The sequence below is a fragment of the Actinophytocola sp. genome (assembly GCF_045807065.1).
Classification (GTDB): Bacteria; Actinomycetota; Actinomycetes; order Mycobacteriales; family Pseudonocardiaceae; genus Actinophytocola.
This window is the reverse complement of sequence record NZ_JBJMIE010000121.1, coordinates 1-12,689: the sequence shown is the minus strand read 5'-3', so window position 1 is coordinate 12,689 and position 12,689 is coordinate 1. Positions and strand designations below refer to the sequence as shown.

The following is a 12,689-nucleotide window of genomic DNA, read 5'->3' as shown; positions in this document are numbered from 1 at the left end:
TCTCCCCGCAGCAGTTCGCCGACAACCTCAACGCGGCCACCAACCAGTGAGCCAGCTCGTCCACGATCCCGAGCCGGGGAGCACACCCGCGCAGCGGCGCGGCCGGCACGGCGTCCTGCCGTGGCTGGTCGCGCCGGCGCTGGTGTTCTTCGTCGGCTTCGCCGTCATCCCGCTCGTCGGCGTCTTCCTGCTGAGCTTCACGACGTGGGACGGGATCGGCACGATCCAACCGTCCGGGTTGGACAGTTGGCGCGCCGTGCTCAGCGATCCCGAGCTGCCGCACGTCATCTGGATCACGTTCCTGGTGATGCTCGCGTCCTGGGCGGTGCAGACCCCGTTGAGCATCCTGATCGGCACGTTCCTCGCCGGTCCCCAGCGCTACCGCGCGGTGCTGGCGGTGGTGTACTTCATCCCGCTGCTGCTCAGCTCCGCGGCCATCGCGATCGCCTACAAGGCGCTGCTGGACCCGAACTTCGGCCTCGGCGCCGGGCTGGGGATCAAGTTCCTCAGCCAGGACTGGCTCGGCCGGCCCGCGCTCGCGTTCGGCCTCGTCGTGTTCGTCGTCTCCTGGCAGTTCATCCCGTTCCACTCGCTGATCTACCAGGGTGGCGTCCGGCAGATCCCCCAGTCCCTGTACGAAGCCGCGCAGATTGACGGCGCCGGACGGGTCCGCCAGTTCTTCAGCATCACGCTCCCCCAGCTGAAGTACACGATCATCACCTCGTCGACCCTCATGGTGGTCGGCTCGCTGACCTTCTTCGACCTCATCTTCGTGCTGACCGAAGGCGGTCCCGGGGACGCCACCCGGGTGCTCGCGCTGGACATGTACAAACGGGGTTTCCAGGCCAACCTGATGGGACCCGCCAGCGTCATCGCCGTCATCCTCGTACTCGTCGGTCTCGCCCTGGCCCTGCTGCTGCGCAGGCTCGGCGGCCGCGACGCCACGCAGAGCCAGTTCGAGGGCGCCTGACATGAGCCTCACACTCACCCGGCCACCACACCAGGCGGCGACGCACCGCGAACGGCACCGGCGCGACAACCCGGGCAACCAACGGCGCAACTGGCTCGGCGGGCTGGCCGGCTGGGTGTGGCTCGCGATCGTGGTCGTCCCCCTCTACTGGGTGCTCATCACCAGCTTCAAGGTCCAGAGCAACTACTACACGAGCAACCCGATGGTGCCGCCCGGCCATCCGACGCTGGGCGCCTACCAGTTCGTCCTGGAGTCGGGCTTCATCACGTACTTCGTCAACAGCGTGGTGGCGACCGCGGGTGCGGTGGTGCCGGCCGTGGTGTTCTCGTTCATGGCCGCGTACGCGATCGTGCGGGGCTGGCAGCTCCGCTTCCTGCGCCTGGTGAACGGCCTGTTCCTGATGGGCCTCGCGATCCCGCTGCAGGCGACCGTGATCCCGGTGTACCTGATCATCATCAAGCTGCACCTGTACGACAGCCTGCTGGCACTGATCCTGCCCTCGATCGCGTTCGCCATCCCGCTGTCCGTGCTCGTGCTGGCGAACTTCATCCGCGACGTGCCCAAGGAACTGTTCGAGGCGATGCGGATCGACGGCGCCTCCGAGTGGATGACCATGTGGCGGCTGGCGGCCCCACTCACCCGCCCGGCCATCCTCACGGTGACCGTCTACAACGCACTCAACATCTGGAACGGGTTCCTGCTGCCGCTGGTCCTCACCCAGAGCCCCGACAAGCGGACGCTGCCGCTCGCGTTGTGGAGCTTCCAGGGCCAGTACAGTGTCAACGTCCCGGCCATCGTCGCCGCCGTCGTCCTCACCACGCTGCCCATCCTGATCCTCTACGCCTTCGGCCGCCGCCAGCTCCTCCGCGGCCTCTCCGCCGGCTTCAGCCGCTGACCGGCGCACAGGTCCAGCCGTAGCCCCTGCTCAGCCGTGTTCCCCCATCGCGGGGGACGGCCGGCGAGACGGTCCGGTGACGCCGACGCGACGGACGAGAAGACCCCCATCCACCATCCTGGCTTCGACACGGCGGACCGCTGTTCACACGGTGGCCGCCGCCGTTCTCGATCGGATGGTGACCAGTGACGTTGCGCTACTCGCGATGGTCGACCCGCGACGCCCTGCCGGACGTGGAGGCGCATGTGCGTGCGCACCTGTCCGCGGTGGCTGACGGGAACGACAGCCCCACCAGCCGTGCCGGTGAGGTGCGGATCCACCACGAGGACGTCGACGGCGGCGTGCTCGTGACCGGCGAGCTCGACGCGAAGGCCGACGCCCCGTACCTGCGGCCGGGGTTCACCCCGGAGCAGGACGTCGAGGCGAACCCGCTGACCGTCGAGCCCATCGGGGACCGGCCATGAGCGTCGCGCGGTGCCAGGAGATCAACGCACGCCTGCGCGCCGCCGGGATCGTGGTGCAGGAGATGCCCGGCTGGCAGACCCGCGGCAACGGCATGTCCTCGGCCTACGAGGGCGGTCTGGTCCACCACACGGGCGGGGCGCACGGCGTGGCGCTGCCGGGCACGGTGGCGGGCGAGCTGCTCGTCAGGGGGCGGAAGGACCTCAGCGGTCCCCTGTGCAACTACGCCGGCAACGCCGACGGCTCCATCACGGTGGTCGCGGCGAACCCGGCCAACCACGCGGGCGCCTCCGGTGGCCGGTCCATGGGGCCGCTGCCGGTGACGACGCTGTTCAACAAGCGGGTGCTGGGCCTAGAGATCGTCTACCCGGGCACCAGCCCCATGCGGGACGCCCAGTACAGCGCCGCCGTCGCGTGGGCGAGGGCGGTGGCCGACGTCTGCGGTCGCGGGGACGTCCAGCGCGTCAGGGCGCACGCCGAGACCAGCATCACCGGCAAGTGGGACCCGGGCACCGCGCCGGGGCGAACCATCGACATGACCGCGTTCCGCAACGCGGCGGCAAGCGGACAGGAGAACGATTTGACGCCCGACGAGCACAACTGGCTGAAGTTCGTCTACGACCGGGTGGCGGGCATCCTGCACCAGCGCTACTACGTGCGCGACGCCACGGACCCGACGGGACAGGCGGTGCGGGAGGTGGGTCCCGACGCGCCCGGCGCCACCCCCGCGCACGTGCTGGACACCCTGGACGGGAACTTCCTGACCCGCCAACTGCTCCCCCTGGCCGACGACGAGACGAAGATCCTCGCCGCGATCAACGGCCTGCGACCGGCCGACGGGAAGGTGACACCGGACCAGGTCAAGCAGCTCGCGGAAGGACTGGCCGCGCGGCTCCCGCGAGACCTCGAGGACGAGTTCACCACCGAGCTGCACGCGGCGTACGAGCGGGCGGGCAAGTAGCACCGGAACATGGCACGGCCCGGCCGCGCATTCCCACCGTCCGGGCCGTCGCCAGTCATCAGGAGCCGCGGCGGGGTGGCCGACCTGCTCGGCGTGCCGGCCTGACAGGGCCGGCGGCCATCCTGTCGGCGCGGGTCAACGGCCCCCAGCAACACTTTCGCCGCCGGTGAGGGCCGCGATGGTCGCCCGGATGGCGGTTCTCGCGGTCTCGTCGAGCGCGGCGTCGGCCGCGGCGTTGTCGTCGGCGTCGGCGTATACGACCGGCGCGTCCTGGCGGCTCGGGCCTCTTCGGTGTCGACGGTCCCCAGCATGCGTCTCAGGCTGAACATTGTTGGGACACAGGGAAATCTCGAACATGGGGTAGGTGATCGGGGTCACAGTGGGTGTGCTTATCATTGCGCCGTCCACTCTCTCCTCCCCCCGTTTCGTCGTCTCTCTCGAAAGGGGAACGACACCATGCCCGAGATCATCCACGGCCTCTTCGGCCGCGCCCGGACCGACAGCCCCAAGCCCGACGACCCGAACGACCTCGCGGAGAACGGCCTCGCGGAAGAAGATCTCGAAGATGACGCCGCTTCCGAGCACGCCGACGAGGAGGGCGTGCGCACGGAGGAGGGCGAGCCCGCCCCGGCCGAAGGCGACGAAGCACCAGCCGATGACATCGCCGCGAACGACGCCGACCAGACCGAGCCGGCCGAGCCGACGACTGGGCGCTTCGCCGAGCCTGCCGCCGAATCGATCACTGGCCCGACCACCGAGCTGGCCGCCGAGCCGATCGCCGACCCGATCACCGAGGCCGCCGCCGAGCCGATCACTGGGCACTTCGCCGAACCTGCCGCCGAATCGATCACTGACGGGATCACCGAGCCTGCCGCTGAACCGGCCGCCGAATCGAACGCTGACCCGACCACCGAGCCCGCCGCCGAGCCGATCACTGAGCCGATCACCGAGCCTGCCGCCGAACCGATCGCTGAGCACTTCGTGGAGCCGATCACCGAACCGGCCGTGGAGCCGATCGCCGAGCCGGCTGCGGAAACTGTCGCGGAGACGGTGGTGGAACCGGTCGTGCTGCCGGTCGCGGTCGATGGTCGGGCCGCCGCGGGCACGCGCGGGAGCGTCACGGTGGACGACGGGGTGGTCGCGAAGGTCGTCGGCATCGTCGTCGGCAAGATCGACGGGGTGCACGGGCTCGACGACGACGGCATCTCGGTCGCGGTGGACGACGAGGTCGCCACGATCACTGTCTCGCTGGTGGTCGAGTACGGACACGCGATCAAGGCGCTCGCCGGACAGCTCCGGACCGACGTGATCGAGGCCGTCGAGCAGTTCCTCGGCCTCGACGTCGCCGCCGTGGACGTCCACGTCAGCGATATCCACGTCAGCGACATCCACGTGCCGACCGCCTGACCGCACCCACACCCGGTCCTGGCACATACGCCGGCGGAGCAGCAGGCCGGTGGCCGGGTGCGGAAGCACCCGGCCACCGGTTGGTCCGACTCGAACCGTCAGCTGGTGGACACGTCGTCGATCAGGAAGTTGGTCGCCAGTGCGGCGTCTTCCACACCGGTCCACTTCAGGGTGACCGACTGCCCCGCGAAGGAGGCCAGGCTCACCGACCGCAGGACGTACCCGGAACCGGCGTCCAGGTTGGACAAACTGGTCAGGGTCTGGCCGTTGGCGGTCAGCGTGAGCTTGTCGAAGGCCGCGGACGGGTCGTCCTCGGTGTCGATCCACAGGTAGTAGTTCAGCGTCGCGTTGCAGCTGGCCGGGATGGAGATGACCTGCTGCAGCGTGTCGGTGTGGCTGCGGCCGTAGCCGTCGAGCCACGCGAAGCCGCTGCCCGCGTGGGCGTTGCTACCGGTGCTGATCACGGAGGTGGTCGCCGTCCACCCGGTGCTGCCGCTCTCGAACCCGCCGTTGGAGATCAGGTTCTGGCCGCAGCTGCCGCCACCGCCGCCGGTGACCGTGAACGTGAACGAGGTCGAGCCGCTCTTCGCCGGGCTGGAGCTGTCGGTCACGTTCACCGTCACGCTGAACGAGCCCGCCGAGGTCGGGGTGCCCGACACCTGGCCACTCGTCGCGTTGATCGAGACGCCCGGGGGCAGCCCGGTCGCCGAGAAGTGGTACGGCGAGGTGCCGCCGCTCGCGGTGACGGTGAACGCCGTGATCGCGGTGCCCACGGTGCCGCTCTTGTTGCCCGGGTTGCCGACGGTGACGCCGCCGCTCGCCGAGCAGGTCGGGTCGGCGGACTGCGCCGGCACGCTCACCGCGTCCCACGCGCTCTTCGTTGCGTTGAACAGACCACAGGTGGCGTCGAGGTTCTTCGCCGAGGTCAGCGTCCAGGTGCGGTACTTCAGGTACGAGCTGCTGGAGGTCTTCATCAGCATCGCGCCGTACATGATCTTGATGGCGTTCTGGACGCCGACGCCCGTGACGGCGCTGCTGTTGCACGTCGGGCTGGTGGGCTGGCCGTTGGTCGGGCTGGAGCCCTCGGCGAGCAGGTAGAACCAGTGGTTGCCGGGACCGGCCGCCGCGTGCACCTCGCCGCCCGGGACCGAGCTGGAGTAGCAGTTCGGGTCGCCGGCCAGCGACGGGTTGTACATGTAGCGGATCGGGCCGTTGCCGACCAGGTTCACCTGCTCGCCGACGGTGAAGTCGGGGGTGTCCCTCGTGGACTCGTTGGCGAACCACTCGGTGGCCGCGCCGAAGGTGTCGGCGACGAACTCCTGCGTGCCGCCGTTGGAGATGCTGCCCGGCGTGTGGTCGTCGATGCCGTGCCCCTGCTCGTGCGCGATCACGTCGATGGCGCCGATCCAGCCGCCGGCCTGGTTGTGGCCTACCTGCACCTGGCTGCCGTCGTAGAAGGCGTTGACGTCGTTGAGGCCGACGCGGATCGGCCACGCGCCGCCGCTGCCGTCCGGCGCGTTGCGGCCGAGCCAGCTGGAGAGCATCGAGATCTCGGTCTGCGAACCGAAGAGCGCGTCGACGCAGCCGGTCTCCCGGTCGCTCGCGGTGCCGTTGCCCCAGCTGTCGTCGGTGCCGGAGAAGACGGTGTTGCCGGAGGCGTTCTGGCAGCTGAGGTTGGTGACGTTGGGGTCGCGCAGGGAGAAGGTGGAGCCGGAGTGGGTGGTGTTCAGTGTGACCGGGTTGGCGTTCCACGCGCTGGTGCCGGTGCCGTGCATGACGTGCTCGCGGCTTTCGAGCACCTTGCCGGTCGCCGCGTCGACGACGACCGAGAGCTTGCTGTAGCCCTCGCTGCCGGTGCCGGTGACCGTGGTCTGGTACGCGAGTGTGGGCGTGCCGTGCGCGTAGACGGCGAGCTGGGTGCCGGTCACCGAGGTGACGGACTTCAGCTCCGCGCGGGCGGTCGCCTCGGCCTGCTCGGCGGTGATCGTCGGGGTGGTCGAGGCAAGGTCGATGGTCTGGTCCTGGGCGACCGAGGTCTGCATGACCTGGCCCGAGGAGTTGGTGACGACGACGAAGTCGCCGCCCACCACGGGAAGTCCCTTGTAGGTGCGGTCGTAGGGCACGTACTGCGTGCCCTTGAAGTCGATCACGGGGTGCTGCGTGAACGCGTCACTCGCGCTCGCGTGCAGAGCGGCGGGTTTGGCCGCCACGAAGGCGGACGCGGCGCTCGCCGCGAGCGACTGCGCACTCGGTGTGGCGCCGGGCGCGGGTTGTGCCTGTGCCGCGGATGTCGCGCCACCCGCGGCCAGCAGGCCGGCCGCGGCCAGGACGACGACACGTCTCAGTAACGTCAAGGGAAACTCCTCAGTGCAGGGCGCAGCGCCCCCGAGCCCTCGATCGGGGGTCACGTGCGTGAAGAGGTGAGGTGGTTCGGGGCGAACCAGCTCAAATATCAAGCGCGGGTCAGCGCCGCACAAGGACCGTTTGCATCAACGTATAAACAGATAATGAAAATGACCGCTTTGTCCCACCGTCCCATGGCGAACGAAAAGTCCGTGCGGCGCAACGGATCGGTCGCCCCGGCCGGGAGCGCCGGCAGAATGCGCCGCGGTCGCGTAACGAGTCGCTAGTGGACCGGACAAATCGCGCGCCGCCGACACCCGCGCGTCCTGGCGAGCGCCGCGTGGCCCGCCTCGGCGTGCTTCCCCGGGGTCAGCGAGCGGTGGTGGAGCCGCGGACGACCAGCGTGGTGGCCAGCTCGATGTGCAGTGCCTCGGGTTGGTGCCCGTCGAGCACGCGCATGAGCTGCGTGACCGCGATCCGCCCCATCTCCTGCAGCGGTTGCCGCACGGTGGTCAGGGGCGGGTCGGTCGCCTGGCTGAGGTCGATGTCGTCGAACCCGGCGATGGACAGGTCCTCGGGGACGCGCAGGCCGCGTTCGCGGGCGGCCTGCAGGGTGCCGACGGCGACCTTGTCGTTGAAGCAGACGATCGCGCTGGGGCGCGGCGTGCTGTCGAGCAGGTCGGCGGCGGCCAGCCGGCCCGCGGCGGTGGTGGGTTCGATGTGCCGCAACCGGCTCGGGGCCAGCAGGATCCCCGCCTGCGCGAGTGCGGCGCGGTGACCGGCGAGGCGGGCGTCGCTGGCCAGCCACTCCTCGGGGCCGGCGATGACGCCGAGGTCGCGGTGGCCGAGGTCGATCAGGTGGTCGGCCACGGCGCGGGCGCCGGCGAAGTGCGCGGCGGAGACGGCGGCGACATCCGGTGGCGGCGGGGTGCGGGGATCGACCACCACGAACGGGAACCCGGTGCGGGACAACGTGACCAGCGCCTCGCCGTCCTCCGGCGGCAGGATGAGGATCGCGGCGTCGACGTCCTCCTGGCCCGGCAGGCCGGGGAGCACATGGCTGTACTGCGCGGACTCCCCCGCGTCCAGCAGCAGGCGCAGGCCGTGGAGCTTCAGCGTCTCGGCGACCGAGGACACGATCAGGCCGAAGTAGTCGGTGAGGATGTACGGGCAGCGGACGTAGACGGTGCGCGCCCTGACCGGCTCGGCGGCGGGCAGCTTGCGCCGTTCGACGGCCCGCAGGACCAGGTCACGGGTTCGCGGTGCCACGTTGACGTGGTCGTTGAGCACCCGGGAGACGGTGGCGACCGAGACCCCGGTCTCCGCGGCGATGTCACGCAGCGTCGCCCGCGGGTTATCCGGCATGGCGCTGTTTCAGGTGGCCAGGCTCGCGTTCCACCAGGTCAGTATAGCCGGACGGGTTCTCGGGCTTGACGCTGTCACACCCCCGGTGTTTCATCATGCAAGCAATGTTTTCACAGTGATTGACCATCTGTTGCATCCTGGATGTTCCCGGTCAGAAGGACGGCGATGAGAACGATCGATCGCGGTGTCGCGACCATGGCCCTGCTCCTCGGCGCCATCGCGGTGCCGCCCGCCGGGGCCGCCGGTGGACACGGCCTGGCGCAGGCGCGGGTCTGGGTGACCACGCCGGACCGGACCGAGCTGCTGGCCGAGCGCCCACCCGTCACGTTCGGCACGGCCCCCTCGGCCCAGCCGACGATCGTGGTCGATCCGGACCGCGCCTACCAGTCGGTCGACGGGTTCGGCGCGTCCGTCACCGACTCGTCGGCCGCCGTGCTGAACGGCCTCTCCCCCGCTGTCCGTGCCGACACCATGCGCCGGCTGTTCGACCCGGTGCGCGGCATCGGCGTCAGCTTCCTGCGCCAGCCGGTCGGCTCCTCGGACTTCACCGCGTCGGCGGCGCACTACACCTACGACGACGTGCCGCCCGGCCGGACCGACTTCGCCCTGCGGCACTTCAGCATCGCTCACGACGAGGCGACGGTCCTGCCGTTGCTGCGCGAGGCGAAGCGCCTGAACCCGGCGCTGAAGGTCATGGCCACGCCGTGGAGCCCGCCCGCGTGGATGAAGACCACCGGCTCGCTGGTCGGCGGCCGGCTCCAGGACGACCCCGCCGTGTACGACGCCTACGCGCGTTACCTCGTCAGGTTCGTCCAGGCGTACACGGCCGCCGGCGTGCCGATCGACTTCCTGTCGGTGCAGAACGAGCCGCAGAACCGCACCCCGAACGCCTATCCCGGCACGGACCTGCCTGTCGCCCAGGAGCTGAAGGTCATCACGGCGCTCGGCCCGAAGCTCCGCGCCGCCAGCCCGCGCACCAGGATCCTGGCCTACGACCACAACTGGGCCACGCACCCGAACGACGGCGACACGGAAACCGACTACCCGTACGAGATCCTGCGCGACAGGGCGGCCCGCTGGATCGCCGGCACCGCGTTCCACTGCTACTACGGCGACCCCAGCGCCCAGACCGCGCTGCACAACGCGTTCCCGGACAAGGGAATCTGGTTCACCGAGTGCTCCGGCTCCCACGGTCCCGCCGACCCGCCCGAGAAGGTGTTCCGCGACACCCTGACCTGGCACGCCCGCACCATCACCATCGGCACCACCCGCAACTGGGCACGCAGCGCGGTCAACTGGAACATCGCCCTCGACAGCACCGGCGGCCCGCACAACGGCGGCTGCGACACGTGCACGGGCCTGGTGACCGTTCAGCCGGACGGCTCGGTCACCACCGACGCCGAGTACTACACGATCGGGCACCTGTCGAAGTTCGTGAAGCCGGGCGCCCGCCGCATCGCCAGCACGTCCTTCGGCACCACCGGCTGGAACGGCCAGATCATGGACGTGGCGTTCCGCAATCCGGACGGCTCCACCGCGCTGGTGGTGCACAACGAGAACGACGACCCGCGCTCCTTCGCCGTCAACGTCGGCGACCGCACCTTCGAGTACACGCTGCCCGGCGGCGCACTGGCCACGTTCACCTGGCCGCGCGGCAGCGCCGCGCACAGCAGGCTGGACACCGTGCCGCTGGACGGCGCGACCGCCACCGCCTCGCTCGGCACGGACTCGGCCCTCGCCGTGGACGGCGACGCCTCGACCCGCTGGTCGAGCGGGGCGGCGCAGGCGCCCGGCCAGTACCTCCAGGTGGATCTGGGCGCACGCAGGCACTTCCGGCGGGTCGCCGTCGACAGCGGCGGCAACCTCGGGGACTACGCCCGCGGCTGGCAGCTGTCCGCCAGCGACGACGGCACCACCTGGCGCACCCTGGCGACCGGAACCGGCGCCGGCCAGCTCACCACCGTCGACGTCCGCCGCACCAGCGCGCGGTTCCTGCGCATCACGTCCACCGGCGCGGCGGACAACTGGTGGAACGTCGCGGACATCCGGCTCTACGACTGACTTCTCCACCGGCCGTGTGGAGACTGCTCCCAACCCTGCAAGGAGCATCATGTCATCGATATCGAGAACGGCCGCGGTGGTGACCGCGGTCCTGGCCACCGTCGGGGCGTCGCTCGCCGTCCCGGCCGCGCCCGCGATGGCGGCGACGACCGCCAGCGTCTGGCTCACCACCGCCGACCGGTCGAACCTGTTGCGGCAACAGGCGAACGTCTCGTTCGGCACGGGCGGCAGCGGATCCGTGATCACCGTGAACCCGAACACCACCTACCAGTCGATGGTGGGCTTCGGCGCCTCGTTCACCGACGCGGCCGCGTGGAACGTCTTCAACTCGCCGCGGCGCGACGAGATCATGAACGCGTTGTTCAACCCGAGCAGCGGGGTCGGCCTGTCGTGGCTGCGGCAGCCGATCGGCGCGACGGACTTCGCACGCGGCTTCTACACCTACGACGACGGCGCGGCCGACCCGAGCCTCTCCCGGTTCTCCGTCGCCCACGACAACTCCTACGTCCTGCCGCTGGTCCGGCAGGCCAGGGCGCTGAACCCGAAGCTGTCGATCATGGCCACGCCGTGGAGCGCGCCGGCCTGGATGAAGACGAGCAACAGCCTCATCGGCGGCTCCCTCAACGACAGCCAGGTCGGGGTGTACGCCGACTACCTCGTGAAGTTCGCCCAGGCCTACGGGGCCGCGGGCGCGCCGATCGACTACCTGAGCGTGCAGAACGAGCCGAACTTCTCACCGCCCGGCTACCCGGGCATGCCGATGACGGCGACCCAGCAGTCGACCATCATCAACAACCTCGCGCCGAAGCTGCGCTCGGCCGGACTGCCCGCCAAGCTACTCGGCTACGACCACAACTGGGACGACACGAGCTACGCGCAGCAGGTCAACAACAGCGCGGGCAGCAACGTGGTCGGCTCGGCGTGGCACTGCTACGGCGGCAGTCCCACTGGACAGTCCACGGTGCACAACGCGCAGCCGGGCAAGGAGATCTTCTTCACCGAGTGCTCCGGCACGTCCTCCGGCGACGACGCGGCCACGTTCCGGGACTCGCTGCGCTGGCAGGGCATCAACCTCGCGATCGGCACGACCCGCAACTGGGCCCGGACCGTGACGACGTGGAACATGGCCCTCGACGCGAACCACGGCCCGGTCATCGGCAGCTGCGGCAACTGCACGGGCGTGGTCACCGTCAACGGCAGCGGCGTGACCTACAACGCCGAGTACTACGTCCTCGGTCACCTGAGCAAGTTCGTCCAGCCCGGCGCGGTCCGCATCGACTCGACCGGCTACGGCGACGGCGGCATCCAGAACGTCGCGTTCCGCAACCCGGACGGCACGATCGTGCTCGTCGCCGTCAACAGCGGTGGCACGCAGAACTTCCAGGTGTCCTACGGCGGCCAGTCGTTCGGCTACCAGCTGCCCGGCGGCGCGATGGCGACCTTCACGTGGCCGGGTTCGGGCGGCACCACTCCCCCGCCGGCCGGCAGGACCGGGCCGATCACCGGTCTGGGCGGGAAGTGCCTGGACGTCACCGACGGCTCGACGACCAACGGCAACTCACCGCAGCTGTGGACGTGCACGTCCGGCCCGAACCAGCAGTGGACCCTCGCGACGGACGGCACGATCCGCGGCCTCGGCAAGTGCCTCGACGTGACCGGGAACGGCACGGCGGACGGCACGCCCGTCCAGCTGTGGGACTGTTTCGGCGGCGGCAACCAGCGGTGGACGTACTCGTCGGGCGGTGACCTGGTCAACGCCGGCAGCGGCAAGTGCCTCGACGTGAAGGACCGCAGCACCGCCGACGGCGCCAAGCTCCAGATCTGGACCTGCACCGGCGCGTCCAACCAGAAGTGGACCGTACCGGCGTAACGGCGTCACCGGCCGAAACCCGGGTGCGCTGCACGTTTCGCGGGGGTCGGAGGGCGAGAATCCCTCCGGCCCCCGACTTTCCGTTGCGGGTGACCGGTGGCGAAATCAGCAGAGAACGGGCTGCGGCGGCTTGCCGGGGAAGGGGCTCGGCAGGGAACAGACCGCGTTGATCCGCGCACCGGAGTTGACGGTCAAGGAGCTGCCGCCCTGGGTCAAGGTGATGTTTATCGAGACCCAGTGGTCCCGTGAGCTGCTCAGGTTTATCGAGCAGCTGAAGTCGCCGTTGCCGCAACCCGCGGCCGGGTTGACACCGGCGGGCAGTGCCCACGTGATCGACGTGTAGGAGCCGGAGGTG

The 12,689-nt window shown here is 70.0% G+C and carries 10 protein-coding genes; 7 read left to right on the top strand and 3 right to left on the bottom strand.

Translation table 11 applies throughout. From position 1 onward, the window contains the following. The first annotated feature begins 46 nt into the window (after window positions 1–46). From ACJ73U_RS06990 to ACJ73U_RS06970, 5 genes are all read left to right on the top strand, one after another. On the top strand, window positions 47–970 hold the full coding sequence (locus ACJ73U_RS06990; protein WP_407776704.1) for a carbohydrate ABC transporter permease: 924 nt from the start codon (window positions 47–49) through the stop codon (window positions 968–970). A 1-nt stretch (window position 971) separates the two neighbouring features. After that, window positions 972–1,865 carry a carbohydrate ABC transporter permease gene (locus ACJ73U_RS06985; RefSeq protein WP_407776703.1) on the top strand — a complete coding sequence of 298 codons (894 nt, stop codon included), beginning with the start codon at window positions 972–974 and terminating at the stop codon, window positions 1,863–1,865. Between the two features lie 185 nt (window positions 1,866–2,050). Next, on the top strand, window positions 2,051–2,329 hold the full coding sequence (locus ACJ73U_RS06980; protein ID WP_407776702.1) for a hypothetical protein: 279 nt from the start codon (window positions 2,051–2,053) through the stop codon (window positions 2,327–2,329). After that, on the top strand, window positions 2,326–3,288 hold the full coding sequence (locus ACJ73U_RS06975) for an N-acetylmuramoyl-L-alanine amidase (RefSeq protein ID WP_407776701.1): 963 nt from the start codon (window positions 2,326–2,328) through the stop codon (window positions 3,286–3,288). Before ACJ73U_RS06980 ends, ACJ73U_RS06975 begins: the two co-directional genes overlap by 4 nt. A gap of 309 nt (window positions 3,289–3,597) precedes the next feature. Next, window positions 3,598–4,695: an Asp23/Gls24 family envelope stress response protein gene (locus tag ACJ73U_RS06970; RefSeq protein WP_407776700.1), complete on the top strand. Its 1,098-nt coding sequence runs from the start codon at window positions 3,598–3,600 to the stop codon at window positions 4,693–4,695. A 98-nt stretch (window positions 4,696–4,793) separates the two neighbouring features. Here the strand turns inward: ACJ73U_RS06970 and ACJ73U_RS06965 are convergent, their stop codons facing one another. Both ACJ73U_RS06965 and ACJ73U_RS06960 read right to left on the bottom strand, forming a co-directional pair. Further along, window positions 4,794–7,049: a M4 family metallopeptidase gene (locus ACJ73U_RS06965; protein ID WP_407776699.1), complete on the bottom strand. Its 2,256-nt coding sequence runs from the start codon at window positions 7,047–7,049 to the stop codon at window positions 4,794–4,796. A 358-nt stretch (window positions 7,050–7,407) separates the two neighbouring features. Further along, window positions 7,408–8,403, bottom strand: a complete 996-nt coding sequence (locus ACJ73U_RS06960; protein WP_407776698.1) for a LacI family DNA-binding transcriptional regulator — start codon at window positions 8,401–8,403, stop codon at window positions 7,408–7,410. 165 nt (window positions 8,404–8,568) lie between these two features. On the opposite strand from ACJ73U_RS06960, the gene ACJ73U_RS06955 reads away from it, so the two are divergent. After that, window positions 8,569–10,464: a discoidin domain-containing protein gene (locus ACJ73U_RS06955; RefSeq protein ID WP_407776697.1), complete on the top strand. Its 1,896-nt coding sequence runs from the start codon at window positions 8,569–8,571 to the stop codon at window positions 10,462–10,464. Window positions 10,465–10,513: 49 nt separating this feature from the next. Next, a complete protein-coding gene (locus tag ACJ73U_RS06950; protein ID WP_407776696.1) occupies window positions 10,514–12,334 on the top strand; it encodes a ricin-type beta-trefoil lectin domain protein in 1,821 nt (606 codons plus the stop codon). Window positions 12,335–12,439: 105 nt separating this feature from the next. Here the strand turns inward: ACJ73U_RS06950 and ACJ73U_RS06945 are convergent. Beyond that, window positions 12,440–12,689 (bottom strand): hypothetical protein (locus ACJ73U_RS06945; RefSeq protein ID WP_407776695.1); only part of this gene is annotated, 250 nt, incomplete at its 5' end.